At 72.5% G+C, this 16,134-nt stretch carries 13 protein-coding genes; 4 read left to right on the forward strand and 9 right to left on the reverse strand.

Annotated elements, in window-relative coordinates; translation table 11 throughout:
• The first annotated feature begins 45 nt into the window (after window positions 1–45).
• Window positions 46–1,725: a GAF domain-containing sensor histidine kinase gene (locus MTF69_RS05605; RefSeq protein ID WP_374322204.1), complete on the forward strand. Its 1,680-nt coding sequence runs from the start codon at window positions 46–48 to the stop codon at window positions 1,723–1,725.
• Here MTF69_RS05605 and MTF69_RS05610 read toward each other — a convergent pair whose 3' ends face one another.
• Window positions 1,726–2,661 (reverse strand): HAD hydrolase family protein, encoded by a 936-nt coding sequence (locus MTF69_RS05610; protein ID WP_243331207.1) that lies wholly within the window; start codon window positions 2,659–2,661, stop codon window positions 1,726–1,728.
• Between the two features lie 174 nt (window positions 2,662–2,835).
• Here MTF69_RS05610 and MTF69_RS05615 point away from each other — a divergent pair, with 174 nt between their 5' ends.
• Window positions 2,836–3,102 (forward strand): hypothetical protein, encoded by a 267-nt coding sequence (locus tag MTF69_RS05615; RefSeq protein ID WP_243331209.1) that lies wholly within the window; start codon window positions 2,836–2,838, stop codon window positions 3,100–3,102.
• 11 nt (window positions 3,103–3,113) lie between these two features.
• Here MTF69_RS05615 and MTF69_RS05620 read toward each other — a convergent pair whose 3' ends face one another.
• A complete protein-coding gene (locus MTF69_RS05620; protein ID WP_243331211.1) occupies window positions 3,114–3,575 on the reverse strand; it encodes an ATP-binding cassette domain-containing protein in 462 nt (153 codons plus the stop codon).
• A 150-nt stretch (window positions 3,576–3,725) separates the two neighbouring features.
• Here MTF69_RS05620 and MTF69_RS05625 point away from each other — a divergent pair, with 150 nt between their 5' ends.
• The gene (locus tag MTF69_RS05625) at window positions 3,726–4,631 is read left to right on the forward strand and encodes an LLM class flavin-dependent oxidoreductase (protein ID WP_243331213.1); all 906 of its coding nucleotides are present in this window, start codon (window positions 3,726–3,728) and stop codon (window positions 4,629–4,631) included.
• Window positions 4,632–4,714: 83 nt separating this feature from the next.
• Here the strand turns inward: MTF69_RS05625 and MTF69_RS05630 are convergent, their stop codons facing one another.
• The 3 genes from MTF69_RS05630 to MTF69_RS05640 form a co-directional block, all read right to left on the reverse strand.
• Window positions 4,715–7,783 carry a tetratricopeptide repeat protein gene (locus tag MTF69_RS05630; protein WP_243331214.1) on the reverse strand — a complete coding sequence of 1,023 codons (3,069 nt, stop codon included), beginning with the start codon at window positions 7,781–7,783 and terminating at the stop codon, window positions 4,715–4,717.
• On the reverse strand, window positions 7,780–9,675 hold the full coding sequence (locus MTF69_RS05635) for an HSP90 family protein (RefSeq protein ID WP_243331215.1): 1,896 nt from the start codon (window positions 9,673–9,675) through the stop codon (window positions 7,780–7,782). Before MTF69_RS05635 ends, MTF69_RS05630 begins: the two co-directional genes overlap by 4 nt.
• A 182-nt stretch (window positions 9,676–9,857) precedes the next feature.
• Window positions 9,858–10,397 carry an RNA 2'-phosphotransferase gene (locus tag MTF69_RS05640; protein WP_243331217.1) on the reverse strand — a complete coding sequence of 180 codons (540 nt, stop codon included), beginning with the start codon at window positions 10,395–10,397 and terminating at the stop codon, window positions 9,858–9,860.
• A 135-nt stretch (window positions 10,398–10,532) separates the two neighbouring features.
• Between MTF69_RS05640 and MTF69_RS05645 the strand changes: the two genes are divergently transcribed.
• Entirely contained in the window at window positions 10,533–11,360 is an 828-nt protein-coding gene (locus tag MTF69_RS05645) for an aquaporin (protein ID WP_243331219.1), read from the forward strand.
• A gap of 105 nt (window positions 11,361–11,465) precedes the next feature.
• On the opposite strand, the gene MTF69_RS05650 is transcribed toward MTF69_RS05645, so the two are convergent.
• The 4 genes from MTF69_RS05650 to MTF69_RS05665 are packed head-to-tail and all read right to left on the reverse strand — an operon-like array spanning window position 11,466 to window position 15,958.
• A complete protein-coding gene (locus MTF69_RS05650; RefSeq protein WP_243331221.1) occupies window positions 11,466–12,380 on the reverse strand; it encodes a MerR family transcriptional regulator in 915 nt (304 codons plus the stop codon).
• Window positions 12,381–12,390: 10 nt separating this feature from the next.
• Window positions 12,391–13,314, reverse strand: coding sequence for a metal-dependent hydrolase (locus MTF69_RS05655; protein ID WP_243331223.1), 924 nt, complete (start codon window positions 13,312–13,314; stop codon window positions 12,391–12,393).
• Window positions 13,311–15,083 carry an SDR family oxidoreductase gene (locus MTF69_RS05660; protein ID WP_243331376.1) on the reverse strand — a complete coding sequence of 591 codons (1,773 nt, stop codon included), beginning with the start codon at window positions 15,081–15,083 and terminating at the stop codon, window positions 13,311–13,313. The genes MTF69_RS05655 and MTF69_RS05660 overlap by 4 nt, the downstream gene beginning before the upstream one ends.
• A gap of 5 nt (window positions 15,084–15,088) precedes the next feature.
• Window positions 15,089–15,958 carry a M24 family metallopeptidase gene (locus MTF69_RS05665; protein WP_243331225.1) on the reverse strand — a complete coding sequence of 290 codons (870 nt, stop codon included), beginning with the start codon at window positions 15,956–15,958 and terminating at the stop codon, window positions 15,089–15,091.
• Window positions 15,959–16,134 lie beyond the last annotated feature (176 nt).

A 16,134-nucleotide genomic window follows, 5' to 3' on the forward strand; every position in this document is an offset into this window, starting at 1 on the left:
TCGCCCGAGTATCCGCCGGAGCCCTCACCGGAATCGCCTGACCCGATGGAGGCGGCGACCGCCGCCACCCGGAGTCTTCAGGGTCTGTCCACCGAGCTCACGGCCCGGGTGCCGCAGCTGCTGGAGGCCATGCGGTCGGTCGGTACCGGCCTCGAACTGCACTCCACGCTGGACCGGATCTGCGAGACGGCCGCCGAGCTCGCGGACGCGCGCTACGCGGCCATCGGCGTGGTCGACACCGAGGGCCGGGGACTCTCGGACTTCGTCACCTTCGGCATCAGCGATGCGGTGGCGAAGAAGATCGGGCACCGCCCGGACGGGAAGCGCGGCCTGCTCGGCGCGCTGATCTCGAACCCGGATCCCGTGCACCTCGCCGACCTGACCAAGGACCCGCGCTCGTCGGGGTTCCCCGCCCATCACCCGCCGATGAAGACCTTCCTCGGCGTTCCGATCCGGGTCCAGGGAGAGATCTTCGGGAACCTCTACCTGGCGGAGAAGAACGGGGGCGGCGAGTTCAACGACTACGACGTCCACATGGTCCGGGTGCTGGCGACCGAGGCCGGCATCGCCATCGGCAACGCCCGGCTCTACGAGGCCGCCACCCAGCGCGAGCGCTGGATCGACGGCTCGGTCGCCGTGACCACGGCCCTGCTGTCGGGCGGGGACGCGGACGACGCGCTCGCGGTCGTCGCCGAGCAGGCCCGGCGGCTCGCCGATTCGGCCGCCGGGATCGTGATGCTGCCGGCCGAGGAGGGCGGGATGGAGATCGTCGCGGTCTCCGCGGAGAACCCGGCGACCTCGCTCGGTGTCGTCATCCCGGCGGAGAGCCCGGTGGTGGCCCGGCTGCTGGAGGGCGAGTCGGTCTTCGTGGACGACGCCGCCTCGGACCCGCGCATGATCAGCCGCCTGACCAGCCAGTACGGGGCCTGCATGATGCTTCCGCTGCAGAGCGGGGGCCGGGTCCTGGGAGCCCTCGTCACGCCGCGGGCGCGCGGGAAGAGGCCGTTCACCGAGGCGGAGCGGACCCTGGCCACACAGTTCGCCTCGCAGGCGGCCCTGGCGCTGATGATGGCGGAGGCGCAGCGGGACCGGGAACGCCTCGCGGTGTTCGAGGACCGCGACCGGATCGCGCGCGACCTGCACGACCTGGTCATCCAGCGGCTCTTCGCCACCGGGATGATGCTGGAGGGCGCCCAGCGCCGTTCCATCGTCCCGGAGGTCCGCGACGGCGTCGGCAAGGCCGTGGACGAGCTCGACGTGACGATCCAGGAGATCCGCACCGCGATCTTCGCGCTCCAGCAAGGACCGGCGGAGGCCCCTTCGGGACTGCGCACCCGGGTGCTGCGGGAGATCAACATGGCTGCCGTGCCGCTGGGCTTCAAGCCCGCGCACCGCTTCCTCGGACCGATCGACGCGGTCGTCGGCGAGCTCGTCGGAAAGAATCTGATCGCCGCCCTGCGGGAGGCGCTGTCGAACGCGTTCCGGCACTCGGAGGCGTCCCGGATCGAGGTGGTGCTCGACTCCACCGTCAGCCTGGCCGACGGGCGGCCCGGCGTCCGGCTGGAGGTGGCCGACGACGGAGTGGGCATCCCGGAGGGCGGGCGGCGCAGCGGGCTGCGGAACCTGCGCCGGCGGGCCGAATCGCTCGGCGGATCCAGCTCGTACGGCCCCGGCCTCGGTGAGGAGGGAGGCGGGACCACCCTGGTGTGGGAGGCCCCGCTGTAGTTACGCCTCGGTGCGGGCGGTCCGCTCGGCCAGGATGCGCTCGATGACCAGGGCGACGCCGTCCTCGTTGTTGGCGACCGTACGCCCCGACGCGGCCGCGATCACATCCGGATGGGCGTTGCCCATCGCGTACGAGGTGCCGGCCCAGCCGAGCATCTCCACGTCGTTCGGCATATCGCCGAAGGCGACCACCTCGGCCGGTGAGATACCGCGCTCCGCGCAGCACAGCGCCAGGGTGCTCGCCTTGGAGACCCCCGGGCCGCTGATCTCCAGCAGGGAGGTCGGGCTGGAGCGGGTGATCGAGGCGTACGCACCGGCGACGGAGCGGGCCAGGGCCAGGAACTCGTCCGGGGCCAGCTCGGAGTGGTGCGCGAGCACCTTGAGCACGGGCGCCGAATCGTCGTCCGTGGCCTCGTCGAGCAGCTCCTCGGCGGTGGCGACATGGGCGCCCGGGTCCTGGAAGAACGGCGGGTACTGCGGCTCGTAGTTGATGCCGGTGGTCAGCTCGACGGCGAAGGAAGTGCCGGGGGCGGCGGCCCGCAGGGCCTCCACCACCTTGAGTGCCGTGATCCGCGGCAGCGGCCTGACCTGGACGAACTCCCGGCCCGAGGGTTGCCGGCCGGTCGTGTGCTCGTCGGTGGCGTGCCGGTCGATGGCATGCAGGTCGACGACGGCGGCCCCGTTCGCGCAGATGGCCAGGCCGTGGCCCTGGACGTGGTCGCTGACCACACCCATCCAGCGGGCCGGGCGTCCGGTCACGAAGAACACCTCGATGCCGGCCTCCTCGGCGGCGGCGAGGGCGGCGACGGTGCGCTCCGAGACGGATTTGTCGTCGCGCAGCAGGGTGCCGTCGAGGTCGGTGGCGATGAGCCGGGTCGCGGGGGTTGGCCCGTCCGGGCGCTGGGGAGCCGAGGTCACGGCTCCATCTTCGCCCATGCCGAGGGTCGGCGATGTTTCACGTGAAACATCACGACCTTCGCCCGGGCGATGTTTCACGTGAAACATCGCGACATGGTTGTCAGTGGGCGGTGGAAGGATCTCCTCGCCGGTTCCGCCGCCGTTGGCGCTGCCGGCTCGGTGCCGGTTCCGACGACGTCACACGGGGGCGACGTGCTCATCCCTTCAGCCCGCGCGGCGGATTGCGACGCATGTGGCGGCCCGCGCGCCAAGTGGGTCGCGAGCCTGGCGATGGCCCTGTGCACGGTGTGCGAACAGGCGGGCACCCGCCACCCGGAGCGCGAACCGGTGCTGGTGGGCGAGGTGCTGGCGGGTGCGGCCGACGCCCTGGCCCGCGCCGGCCGCGCCGCGGCTCCGGCCCGCCCCTACTCCGCAGTCCTGCTCGCCCTGTGGCGGAGCAAGGCCCAGCGCGGGGAGTAACGGCGGCTGGGTTACTCGCGCCGTAGATCCTCCGGCCGAGGCCGGGCTCCCCCGGTGAACGCCCCCGCGACGGCCGCGCATGCCAGAGCGGGGTCGGCCCGGAGCGAGAGGTCCCGGTCATGGGTGACCATCACCACGGCCGTTCCCTGCTCCTTGGCGAGCTCCCACAACACGTCGACCACGACAGCACCGTTGGCACGGTCCAGGGCCCCCGTGGGCTCGTCCGCGAAGACCACGGCAGGCCGGTGCACCACGGCTCGCGCCACCGCCGCGCGCTGCGCCTGACCGCCGGACACTTTGGCGGGGCGCTTCTTCGCCTGCTCGGCCGGCCCGAGGCGCTCCAACAGCTCGTCGACCCTGCGCGTGCGCTCCCGGACCGGACCCCTTGGAGCTCCAGCGGCAGCAGGACGTTCTCCCGCAAGGTCAGTTCGGGTACGAGTTCCGCCGACTGGAAGACCAACCCGAAGGAACACCGTCTCACCTCGGAGCGCTGGGCGTCCGTAACGCTAGGGGTGCAAGAGGAGTGGAGCGAGGGGACCACCGCTGCACGGGATGTGACGCGCGGCACAAACATGCCGAGTCCCCCGCGTGAGGGCCGTGCGGGGCGGACGTAGGCTCGGGGCATGAGCCTGCGCCTGAGCACCGTGATCCTGCCCGTCGACCGCTGGCACGAGGGAGGCCGCGCCAAGTGGCAGCGCGCCGAGGAGCTGGGGTTCCACGCCGCCTACACCTACGACCACCTGTCCTGGCGGACCTTCCGGAACGGGCCGTGGTACGGCGCCCTGCCGACGCTCACGGCCGCCGCGACGGCTACGGAGCGGCTGCGCCTCGGAACGCTCGTCACCTCGCCGAACTTCCGCCACCCGGTGACGCTCGCCAAGGAACTGATCTCCCTCGACGACGTCTCGGGCGGACGGATCACGCTCGGCATCGGGGCCGGCGGCAACGGCTTCGACGCCACCGTGCTCGGCCAGGAGCAGCCGTGGACACCCAAGGAGCGCGCCGACCGGTTCGGGGAGTTCCTGCCGCTGCTCGACCGGCTGCTCACCGAGGACTCCGTCTCGCAGCGGGGCACGTTCTACTCGGCGGAGGAGGCCTTCAACATCCCCGGGTGCGTCCAGCGGCCCCGGCTGCCCTTCGCCGTCGCCGCGACCGGCCCGCGCGGCCTGAAGCTCGCCGCGCGGTACGGGCAGGCGTGGGTGACCACCGGCGACCCGAAGATCTTCGACGAGGGCACCCCGGAGCAGTCGGTACAGGCCCTGCGCGGCCAGGTCGAGAAGCTCGGCAAGGCGTGTGCGGAGACCGGCCGGGAGATGGCCGAGCTGGACAAGGTCCTGCTCACGGGCTTCACCCCGGACCGGGGGCGGCCGCTGGAGTCCGTGGCGGCCTTCGTCGACTTCGCCGGCCGCCACCAGGAGCTCGGCTTCACCGAGCTCGTGATCCACTGGCCGATCCCCGGCTCCGACTTCGCCGCCGACCAGGGTGTCTTCGAGCGAATCGCCACCGAGGCGCTCGCACAGCTGGGCTGAGCGGGAAGCCGCTGCCATTGCTGCTGCCGCCGCCGATACCGCTGCCGTCGCCCCGTGTTTCGGGGCGACGGCAGCGTCCGGCCTCAGGACGAGGCGCGCAGCAAGTGCTCCGTGGTCCGTTCGGCGCTCTCCAGGAGCCACTCCGGGGCCACTCCCTCGGGCAGCGCGCGCACCTCGGCCGCCAGCGCCGAGACCCGGGCGGCGCCGGCTTCGGGCCGGCCCAGCTCGTGCTCGGTCCAGGCGGCGTTGTTCACGCACTGGAACCGGGCCTGCAGATGCTCCGGGCCGAGCTCCGCGTGGAGGGCGGCGGCCCGCTCCCACAGCAGGATCTCCTCCAGCCGCAGCGCTTCCAGTTCCGCCGCGCCCAGCGGTTCGGCGGGCCGTGAGCCCCGGCTCTCTTCTGCTTGATCGCCTTCCTCGTCCGCTTCCTCGTCGGCGCGGACCCGGCGGTCGAGCACCTGGGCGAGCTGGTTCCAGGTCTCGGCCAGTTCGGCCCGTGCCTCCTGGTCCTCGGGATCCTGTGCCAGCGCGGCGGTCAGCACCTCGGCCGCCTCGTCCATCCGGGCCCGGGCCCCTGCCACCCCCGCGTCGGTGACCTCTTCGCGCAACCCCAGCCAGGCCAGCGACCGCAGGATCCGTACCTCGGCGACCGGCGCGTCCTTCGACCGCCGGCGCAGTTCGAGGGCCCGCTCGTACGCGGCGGCCGCCTCCGGCACCAGCTGCGCCCCGGAGAGCTGATCGGCGGCGGCCTGGGCGAAGTTCGCCTGCGGACGCGGGTCCTCCCAGCCCTCGGCGAGCTCCGCCGCCAGCAGGTACTGCTCGGCCGCGCCCCGGGGATCGTGCAGCTCGCGCAACAGGTCGCCCAGGAACTCCCGTACGGAAACGGCCTGGCCCTCACCGTGCTCCAGCAGGTCCGGCAGCGTCGACTGCAGCACCTCGGCCGCCTCGGCGGTGTGGCCCTCACGGGCGTGGCACCGGGCGAGCAACAGCCGGGCCTGGGCCCCGCCGTCGGCGGTGAGCCCGGCCTGGTCGAACCAGTGCGCCGCCTCCAGGGCGTGCCGCGCGGCCTCCGCGGCGGCCTCGCCGCGCCCCAGCAGGATGTCGGCGAGGGTGAGCCGTACGACGCCCTGCGCCTCGGCGTCGGTCACCTCCGCGGCATGTGTCAGACCGGCTCGGGCCGACTCCTCGGCCTCCGCCGCCCGGTCCAGCGACATCAGCACGCCGGCCCGCAGCACGAGCGGGTCCACGGCGATCCACGGCCGGCCCGCCGCCAGCGAGCGGTCGGCAGACAGGGCGAGCAGCGTCACGGCACGTTCCGGGTCGCCCTGCGAGAGCGCGAGCCGGCCCAGCATCTCCTCGGCCTCCGCCACCACGTCGGGCAGGGCCGCGGCGTAGGCATCGGCGAAGGCGGCCAGTTCGGCGGCCAGCTCGCCGTGCCCGTGCCCGTGGCCCTGCCCGTGCCCGTGGCCCTGGCCGTGTTCCGGGCCGTGGTCGTGGCCGCCGCTGCCGGCGCCGTGCCCGTGTCCGGGGTCCTCGGTGGCCTCGACCGAGCGCAGGTAGGACTCCACCCGGATCCCGGTCAGTTCCGCGAGCGCGATCCGCCGGGTCCGCAGCGGCTCGTCCGCGTCCAGCGCCTCGGCGGCGCGCAGGGCGACGGCCAGCAGCGCGCGCAGCTCTCCCGCCTCGGTCCCCGACTGCGCGGCCACGGTCGCCAGCCGCAGCTCGGCCAGGGCGGCGCGCTCCGCGACCCCCAGCTCCCGGTAGCGCTCGCGTACGCCGGCCAGCAGTTCCGCGGCGTTGCCGGCGCCGGCCCGGGCGGCCGCCAGGGCCTGGTGGTCCGCCACATCGGCGGCGACCAGTGGATCGGACCCGGCCGCCGCCCCGGGGCGTAGGGCCACCTCCGCCCAGAGGGCATCCGCGCCGGGGTGCCCGAGGTCGCGTGCCTCCCGGGCCCGCTCCACGAGTTCCGCGAAGCCCTCGGCCGGGGTTGCTGCCGCCCCGGGCACCGGGACGGGGCCGGGCTGCGGGAGCGCCGCGAGCGCGGAGCTCCGTACGCCCAGCGGCAGGACCGCGGTCAGCGGGGCCGCGCCGATCCGCGCGAGGAACCGCTCCGAGACCCGGGTGGAGCCGTTGCGGGCGTCGAAGCGCAGGGCGATGTCGAGCGAGCCTGCGCGCAGTACCTCGTACAGCTCGGACACGGTGCGCGGGATGCCTTCGTAGGGGACGGCGGGGCTCTGGCCGTGGCCCAGCTCCGTCAGTCGGCGCAGCAGGACGAGGATTCCGCCGTGGAAGGCCAGCCGGTCGGAGAGGTTGGCGAGCGGGGCCACGTGCGCCGCGTGCTCGGCAAGGATCTCCAGGCCGCGGGACTCGTTCCCGGTGAGCGCGCAGAACTCGATGTGCCGTCCCACCGAGGGCAGCAGGCTCTCCTTGTCCCGGGCCAGCCGGTATCCGCGCAGATGGGCCGAGCGTGCCTCGTCGAACCGGCCGAGCCGCACCAGCGGCAGCAGCGAGGCGGCCAGGACCCGGTGGGGCTCCTCGGCGCAGGTCTGCTCGCCGGACAGCACCGGCTGCCAGACCCCCAGGGCCTCGGCGTCGTCACCGCGCAGCACGGCGTACTGGCCCTGGCTGTTGAGTTCGCAGGCGTGGCAGTCGCTCATGTCGTCGCGGTCGGCGGCCTGCCAGCGCGCGTACGCGCGTCCGGCCCGCTCGTCGTCGCCGGTCGTGTCGGCGAGCCACAGCTCGGCCTCGCGCACGGGACGCTCGCTGTAGCCGGCGATCCGGTAGCGGCGCTCCATCTCCTCCAGCCAGCCGGTGGCCGACTGCAGCGGGATCTCGGGAGAGTGGCCGATGGCGCTGGCGATCCACTTGAACTGCCAGAACAGCGAGTGGACGTCCCACTCGTCGAAGGCGCCGGGGTCCTTGTCGTACTCCTGGAGCAGCCGGGCGAAGGGGACCAGCATCTTCGGCGACTCGGAGCTGTACAGGTAGGCGTTGATCAGGTTGTCCAGTGCCGCACGGAACAGCGGGCGGTCCCCGGTCGCTTCGGCGGCGGCGGACAGCGCCTCGGCGTGCGCGTTGCGTGCGCTGCCGCCCGGGGCCTGGCGGTTCTCGGCCAGTCCGCGCTCGATCTCCTCGCGCGTCATGGTGCTCACTTCTGCTCCTCCTGGGCGTCGGTGCCGGCCGTGCTGCCTGTGCTGCCTGTGCTGCCCGTGCCGTCCGTGCTGTTGACCGGGTGCGTCGCCCATTCCAGGAGCCCGAGGAAGGCCCGGTTGAGCAGCGTGGTGTCGGCTGCGCGCAGCGGCCGCTGCGATCTCAGCAGGGCCTGGCCGTACAGCGATTCGACGGCGGTGGCGGTCAGGGCTTCGTCGGGGAGGCCGGCTATCCGGCGGATGAGCGGGTTGTTGTGGTTGAGCACGAGGCGGGCGCGCGGCGCGGAGCCGCGCAGCGAACCGAGGATGCCGCTCCACAGGGAGTCGGCGGTCTCCAGGGCGGCGGTGCGGTCGCGCTCCTGACGGGCCTGGCGGTCGTCGAGGTAGAGCGCGGGGACGGCGGCGGGCTGGAAGGCGCGCAGGACGACGTCGCAGCTCTGGGGTTCCAGCCGGGTGCGGGCGGTGGCCAGGAAGGGGGCCAGGGCCAGTTCGGCGGAGGTCGGGACCGGATCGAGGCGCTCGGTGACGGCTCCCGCGTCCAGCTCGGTGACCTTGAGCTCCGGGCGTACGGCGGGCAGCAGGGCCAGCAGGTCGGCGTCGTAGGTGTAGCCGGCGTTGATGACTCCGAGTCCGTGGGCCGCCGCGATCGGGGCGATCTGGCGGAACTCCTCCACGGTCCGGGTGAAGTGGATCTCGGTGTGCGCGGCGGCGAACTCCTCCAGGTTCATCGAGCCGTCGCTGGTCTGGAACGGCAGCCAGGGCAGCATCAGGCCGAGCAGCTCGGGGTCGTGCCGGGCCAGCGATTTCACCCCGAGGTGGTGGACGCCCAGGAAGGCGGCCAGCCGCTCGGGTTCGCTGGTGGCGAGCTCGGCGAGCCAGGCGCGGACGCGGGCGCCGAGGGCCTCGCGTACGGCGGCCAGGGTCTCGTCGTCGTACAGGTTCTCGCGGGAGGCGGTGGGCCGCAGGGTGTCGGTGTCCAGGACGGCGCGGACGAAGAACGCCCAGTCGGGCAGCAGGTTGTCGGCCTTGTCGGTCAGCAGCATGCCCTTGAGGTGGACGCGGTGTCCGGACCGGTGGGCGGGGCTGGTCGGCTCGGGCAGGACGTACGCGACTCCGCGCACTCCGGCCACGGGCAGGTCGAGGTCGATGCTGTCGAGGGGGGTGAAACCGAAGAGCTGCGCGCAGTGCCCGGCGAGCGCGACGCGGCGGGCCGCGGGGGTGGGGAAGGGGCGGTCCCAGACGGCGGGCCGGTCGGTGACCGGGCGGGGCCCGGCGGCGGAGCCGTCGTCGAAGGTGATGTCGTAGGGCAGCAGGGAGCCGTAGTCGCGGGCCAGTTGCTCGACCTTGGCCGGTACGGTCCATTCCTCGGAGCCGGGACGGGCCTCCAGGACGACGGTGGTGCCGGGCTCCGGGCGGGCTTCGGAGGGCAGTTCGCGGACGGTGTACGAGCCGTCGTCGGTGGCCAGCCATTCGACGGGCGCGGCCAGCGGATCGCGGGCGGAGCGGGTGACCACGCGGATCTGGCGGGCGACGACGAAGCAGGCGAGCAGACCGATGCCGAACTGGCCGAGGAACTCCTGGCGGGTGGTCTCCAGGCCGTGCGGGCCCCCGCGCTTGGAGCTGCGTCCGATGGTGGCGAGGAGGGAGTGGGCCTCGTCGGCGGTCAGGCCGATGCCGCTGTCCTCGATGGTCACGCGGTTCCCGGTCGCGGACAGGCGGATGGCGATCTCGGCTTCGGGATCCAGGGCGTGGCGGGCGGTGACCGCGTCGACGGCGTTCTGGAGGAGCTCGCGGACGTACACGCGGGGGCTGGAGTAGAGGTGGTGGGAGAGCAGGTCGACCAGGCCGCGCAGATCGACCTGGAAGGTGTTCGGACCGGATTCTTCGGACGTCATGGGGCGTCACCTCGCGTGCTGGTACGGGTTGTTCGGCGACCGCGAGGTACCCCCCTCACAGATCCCGGAGTGAGGAACAGCGTAGGGGGATGATCTGACAATCCCTCGGTGAATTCCGGGCCCTGAGGCTTCTCCGGATCTTCTCCCCGGCTTCTCCCGGGCCTCTCCGGTGCATCTCGGAGTTATGGGAACCGCAGGAATTGCGGCGGTACGGAGTCCGCCAGCCACACGCCATTGGCGCTGATCCGAAAGACGTGCCCCGCGGCGCGCATCGCCCCCGCGTCCACGGCGAGGACGACCGGCCGGCCGCGCCGTGCGCCGACGCGGGTCGCGGTCTCCCGGTCCGGGGAGAGGTGGACGTGGTGGCGGGCCATCGGGCGCAGTCCCTCGGCGCGGATCGCGTCCAGGGCGGCCGCGACGGTGCCGTGGTAGAGGTACGCGGGCGGCTCGGCCTCCGTCAGGGCCAGGTCCACCGGGACGGTGTGCCCCTGGCTCGCGCGGATCCGGCTGCCGTCGACGGCGAACCGCTGCTTGTCGTTGGCGGCGACCACGTGGTCGAGCTCGGTCCGGCTGATGGGGAAGCCGTGGGCGGCCGCGGCGCCCAGGAGATCGTCGATCTCCACCCAGCCGTGCGGGTCGAGCACCAGTCCGATGCGTTCCGGCTGATGGCGGAGGTGTTTCGAGACGTATTTGGACACCTTGATGGTGCGCTTGTCATCCATTCGCCCAGCGTGACGGCTCGGCGGGGTCCGGCGCAGCGATTTTTCGCCGTTCTCCCGAACCTGGACTCCCCCTATCGCGTTTCCAAGATACGGAATACATTTTCCGCTGAACTGCCACTCAAGGGGAAGAAAAGTATGACAAACAGCGCGTCTCTGTCTCTGTCTCGGCGGGCGGCCGCCGAGCTCGTCGGCACCGCCGCCCTCCTCGTGGTCGTCATCGGATCCGGAATCCAGGCCGCCGCGCTCACCTCCGATACGGGTGTGGCTCTCGTCGCCAACTCGCTCGCCTCGGCCATCGGGCTCGGCCTGATCATCACGCTCTTCGGGCCGCTCTCGGGCGCCCACCTCAACCCGGTGGTCACCCTCACGGCATGGTGGGGGCGGCGCGCCGGGGGCGAAGGACTCGAAGGCCGGGAGGCCCTCGTCTATGTGGCGGCCCAGACCGCCGGGGCCATAGGCGGGGCCGTCCTCGCGGAAGCGATGTTCGGCCGCGTCCCCGGAGCCTTCTCCACCCAGGTCCGCGACGGCGGACACCTGCTCGTCGGGGAGGTCGTGGCCACCGCCGGCCTGGTCCTGGTGATCCAGGGCCTCGGCCGCATCGGCCGGACGAAGCTGATCCCGGCCGCGGTCGCCGCGTACATCGCCGCCGCGATCTGGTTCACCTCCTCCGGGTCCTTCGCGAACCCGGCCGGAACCATCGGGCGCAGCTTCAGCGACTCCTTCACCGGCATCGCCCCGCAGTCGCTGCCGGGGTTCGTCGCCGCCCAGCTCGTCGGAGGGATCCTCGGCCTGGTCCTCGCGGGCTTGCTCTACGGGGGCACCCGCCGGGCAGCCGCCTCCACCGCCGACAACGCCTCCACCGCCGCGACCGAGTCCACCCCTACGACCGAGTCCACCACCGCGCCCGTCGGCCCGGTGGCCGAAACCAGCGCACCCGGACCGGCGTTCCAGGCCGTCGGCTGACCCTCCCGGGGTGGTTCCCCACAGGCCGGTCGGACTTGTCCACAGCCCTTTGCGCCGGTTTCGGCGACAAAAGCGTGATCCGGCCTGTGGACTACTGAGCGAGCACTACCGGCCGCCGCGACTGGCCAGATCGTTCATCGTCCGGGCCTGCAACTCCCGCTCCGTGGCGGCCCGGACGAACTCCGCCACATGGTCGGGCCCCACCAGTTCCTGCACCGCCCGCACGGTCTCCGCGGGCAGCGCCACCGGGGCCGGCCCGGACGGCTGGGGGGTCCCGACGGCCCCGAGGTGCCGCTGCAGGTGCCGGGTGGCGAAGAGGCGCATCGCCCGCGCCAGTTCCGCGTCCACCGTCTGCTGGGCCAGTGGCCGCAGTCTGCGTACCATCGTCGCCGCCTCGGCCGCGTCGGAGTCCGTCGGGGGCACGGCACCCAGGTACCGGGCGAAGACGTGCTCCGTGGTGAACTCCAGGAAGCGCGAGGCGATGAGCTCCACCTGTCCGCGGAGCTCCCGCAGATGACCCGTGATCGCGGGCAGCGGGACCCCCGCGGCGTACAGCTCGGCGGCCACGGACAGCTCCTGCGGGGACGGTACGAGGAACTGGTCCGGGCGCCCCGGGATCCGCTCCAGCACGCCCAGCTCGCACGCCTCGCCGACCGCTTCGTCGTCGGGCTTGCCGCCGAACCGTTCGTTCAGCTCGTCCCGGCTTATCCGGGCCGCTTCCTCGTCCGTCCACGGCCCGTGCACCTCGGCCACCAGCCCCAGGACTCCGCCGAGCCCGCGGCCCGCGTCCCAGGCCTCCAGCAGTTCCTTGATGGAGGCCAGGGTGTACCCGCGGTCCAGCAGGTCGGCGATCTGGCGCAGCCGCGCCAGATGCGTGTCCCGGTAGACGTTGGAACGGCCCCGCCGCTCCGGCTTCGGCAGCAGACCGCGGTCCTGGTACGCCCGGATCGTGCGGACGGTCGCACCGCTGTGGTGCGCCAGATCCTCGATCCGGTACTCGGCTACTGCCTGCTCGGACAATCCCGGCTCCCTACGACATGGCGGCTCGGCCGACCGCGCCCGCAGCGGACCGGGCGGCAGGTGAAACCGCGAGGTACTCGACCGCCCTGCGCAGCGAGCCCTCCTGCGAGGGATGGTACGACCGCCGCAGGTAGCGGGGTATGGCCATGCCGAGCTCTCTCCAAGTGGGCAGCAGGCCCCTGGCCACGGCCCGGTGGTGCGCGCGCAGCGAATAGCGGGTCCGTCCGCGCAGCTCCGGGTCGTTGCGCAGGAGGTACGAGGCCCCCGCGATCCAGAGCCAGCCCAGGACCGGCGCGACCACGGCCATGCCCTCGATGCGCCGGACGTAGCGGGGCAGGCCCGAGCCGCCACAGTGCTGGTACATGTCGAAGGCGACGGAGCGGTGCTCCACTTCCTCCGCGCCGTGCCAGCGCAGCAGGTCGAGCATGACCTCGTCCGCTCCGGCCGCGTCCAGCCCCTCGGCGCCGAGCACCCAGTCCCCGAGGACCGCCGTGAACTGCTCGATCGCGGCGACCAGTGAGAGCCGGAAGCGCAGCCACTCCTGAGCGGTGATCGGGGCACCGAACGGCGGGGTTTCCCCGAGCAGCTTCTCGAAGAGGAAGTCCACGTACTTCGTGTACGCCTCGGTGGGAAGCCGCTGTTCGGCGAGGTGGTCCAGGACGTAGGAGTGCTGCACGCTGTGCGTGGCCTCCTGGCCCATGAACCCCTTCACGTCGCTGCGCAGCTTCGGGTCCGTGACCAGGGGCAGGCCCTCTTTGAAGACCTTCACGAACCACCGCTCACCGGCCGGCAGCAGCAGGTGCAGCACGTTGATGACGTGGGTGGCGGTGGGCTCGCCCGGTATCCAGTGCAGCGGGGTGGCCTTCCAGTCGAAGGCCACCCGGCGCGGTGCGATCGCGTAGGGGTCCGTCCTGCCCGCGACCGCCCCGGTCACAGCTTGGGCTCCAGTTTCGCGAACCGCCGCAGGGTCCCCGGTGCGAACCGGGACATCCACAGGGCGCCCTTGGACTCGGGGGTCACGGGGACCACGGCCTGGTTCTTCACGACCGCGAGCAGGATCGCGTCGGCGACCTTCTCCGGCGGGAAGTTGCGCAGTCCGTAGAGCCGGGAGGACTTCTGCTGGCGCCGCTTCTCCTCGGCCTCGTCCACTCCGGCGAACCGGGAGGTGGCGGTGATGTTGGTGTTGACGATGCCGGGGCAGATCGCCGACACCCCGATCGACTTCGAGGCCAGCTCGGCCCGCAGGCACTCGCTGAGCATCAGCACCGCCGCCTTGGAGGTGCTGTACGCGGGCAGCACCTTGGACGGCAGGTAGGCGGCGGCGGAGGCGGTGTTGACGATGTGCCCGCCCTGGCCGCGCTCGGCCATCTGCTTGCCGAAGAGCCGGCAGCCGTGGATGACGCCCCACAGGTTGACGTCGAGGACCTTCTTCCAGTCCTCGGTGCTCGTCTCCAGGAACGGCCCCGACAGGCCGATCCCGGCGTTGTTGACCAGGACGTCCACGATCCCGTACTCGGAGGCGACCTTCGCGGCGAGCTTCTCCATGGCCTGCTCGTCACTGACGTCGACGCACTCGCCCCAGGCCTGCGGTGAGCCGACCAGGCGCGCCATGTCGGCGGTGCGGGCAGCGCCGTCGGCGTCCCGGTCCACGCACACCACCCGGGCGCCGGCCTCGGCGAATGCGAAGGCGGTGGCCCGGCCGATGCCGCTGGCGGCTCCGGTGACCAGGACCAGCGCGCCGCCGAAGCGGTCCGCGTACCTGCCCGGAGCCTTCGTCTCCGGTGCCCGAGTGGCGGGCTCCTCCCGGGAGGTGACGAACTCGGTGATCCACGCGGCCAGCTGGTCGGGCCGGGTCCGCGGCACCCAGTGCTTGGCCGGCAGGGTGCGCCGCACCAGGTCCGGTGCCCACAGCTCCAGCTCGTCGTAGAGCCGCTCGGAGAGGAAGGCGTCATCGGTGGGGGTGATCAGCTGCACCGGTACGTGGGCGTACGCGTCGGCGCGCGGCCGGCGCAGCCGGGCCCGGATGTTGTCCCGGTAGAGCCAGGCGCCGCGCGCGGCGTCGGAAGGCAGCGAGGCCGTCGGGTAGTCCCCGGCCGGGACCTGCTCCACCCGCTGGAGGATCTTGGGCCACTGCTTGCCGAGCGGCCCGCGCCAGGCGAGCTCCGGCAGCACGGGGGTGTGCAGCATGTACACGTACCAGGACTTGGCGCCCTGGTTCAGCAGCTGGGCCGCCCTGCGCGGAGTGGGCCGGGCCATCCGCTTCTTGATCCAGTGCCCGAAGTGGTCGAGCGAGGGCCCCGACATCGAGGTGAAGGAGGCGATCCGGCCCTCGGTCCGGGCGACCGTCGCGAACTCCCAGCCCTGTACGGAGCCCCAGTCGTGGCCGACCAGGTGCACCGGGCGGTCCGGGCTGACCGCGTCGACGACCGCGAGGAAGTCGTCGGTCAGCTTCTCCAGGGTGAACCCGCCGCGCAGCGGCTGCGGGGCGGTGGAGCGCCCGTGGCCCCGTACGTCGTAGAGCACGACGTGGAACTGGGAGGCCAGCCGCTCGGCGACCTGCGACCAGACCTCCTTGCTGTCCGGGTAGCCGTGTACCAGGACCACGGTCGGCCGGTCCGCGTCGCCGAGTTCGACGACGCACAGCTCGATCCCGCCGGTGCTCACCCAGCGCTCGCGCGCACCCGCCAGGCCCGCGTCCGTCATTGCGCTCATGCCGCCTTCTCCTCAGCCCAGCGCCGCACGTGCGGCAGATCGTCGTCCAGCCAGTACGCGCTCTCCTCGGGATCCCTGGAGTCGGTGACGACCAGGATCTCCTCGAACTTCGCGCCGGTGCCCCGGAAGCCCAGGTGCGGCTCCACCGCCCACAGGCCGGGCTGGGGCGGGTGGTCGGAGAAGCGGTACGGGCTCCACAGCGGGGACCAGCCCTCGCGGTGGCCGCGCAGGGCATCGGAGGCCAGCCCCTTCAGGGCCTGGGTGCCGAACCCGAACGCGGTCGGCGCCCAGCTCCGCTCCTTGACCCGGTCTATCTTGTGCGCGATGACGCCGAAGGGGTAGGCCCGGTGCCGGTTCGTGTATCCCTGGGCGATCATCAGCCGCTCCACCTCCTCGTAGATGTCGCGCAGGGAGCGGCGCTCGCGCACCTGGTCGAGGATCAGCGTGCGGTGCGCCTGCAGATCGGACATGAGCCGGTCCTGCACCGGGTTGAGGCCGAGGCTGCCCGAGTACCCGATGTCCGCGGTGTGGCCCTTGTAGACCGGGGCCATGTCGAGGATGAACGGCATCCCCGGCTCCAGGGCCCGGTTCGTCGGGAAGAACTGCAGGGGGATCTTGAAGCCGGTGAAGGCGGTCCGGTCCCCGAACCACGCGAACGGCATGTGGAACCAGTCCCGCACCCCGCGCTCGCGCAGCCAGTCGCGCTGCATCCGCGCGGCCTCGCGCTCGGTCACGCCGGGGCGCAGCTGCGCCGCGACGGCCTCGGCGCACTCGTAGGAGAGGCGCTGCACCTCCTTGAACCCGCGCAGCTCGGCGGAGAGTTCCGTGGTGCGTCGCTTCGTGCGTTGCCTGGTGTCCCCAGCCATGCCAGCCGTCCGTCCATGTAGCCGTACGCGCCCGTAACTTGACACTGATGAATGTGACAATGACCGGCGATCACGTCAAGGCCCGTGCACGGACCTGTGGACAAACTTGTCCGGTACGCATCAGCCCTACGTCAGCCTTATGTCGGGGTCCGTAGTCCTGAAGGCGGAGAAAGGAT

Origin of the sequence: Streptomyces sp. AP-93 (genome assembly GCF_022808175.1) — a bacterium.
Lineage (GTDB): Bacteria > Actinomycetota > Actinomycetes > Streptomycetales > Streptomycetaceae > Streptomyces.

Excerpts from the sequence above, each read along its gene's own strand:
- MTF69_RS05605 (WP_374322204.1), top strand. The coding sequence starts at position 46 with ATGGAGGCGGCGACCGCCGCCACCCGGAGTCTTCAGGGTCTGTCCACC.
- MTF69_RS05610 (WP_243331207.1), bottom strand. The coding sequence starts at position 2,661 with ATGGGCGAAGATGGAGCCGTGACCTCGGCTCCCCAGCGCCCGGACGGG.
- MTF69_RS05625 (WP_243331213.1), top strand. The coding sequence starts at position 3,726 with ATGAGCCTGCGCCTGAGCACCGTGATCCTGCCCGTCGACCGCTGGCAC.
- MTF69_RS05635 (WP_243331215.1), bottom strand. The coding sequence starts at position 9,675 with ATGACGTCCGAAGAATCCGGTCCGAACACCTTCCAGGTCGATCTGCGC.
- MTF69_RS05640 (WP_243331217.1), bottom strand. The coding sequence starts at position 10,397 with ATGGATGACAAGCGCACCATCAAGGTGTCCAAATACGTCTCGAAACAC.
- MTF69_RS05645 (WP_243331219.1), top strand. The coding sequence starts at position 10,533 with ATGACAAACAGCGCGTCTCTGTCTCTGTCTCGGCGGGCGGCCGCCGAG.
- MTF69_RS05660 (WP_243331376.1), bottom strand. The coding sequence starts at position 15,083 with ATGACGGACGCGGGCCTGGCGGGTGCGCGCGAGCGCTGGGTGAGCACC.
- MTF69_RS05665 (WP_243331225.1), bottom strand. The coding sequence starts at position 15,958 with ATGGCTGGGGACACCAGGCAACGCACGAAGCGACGCACCACGGAACTC.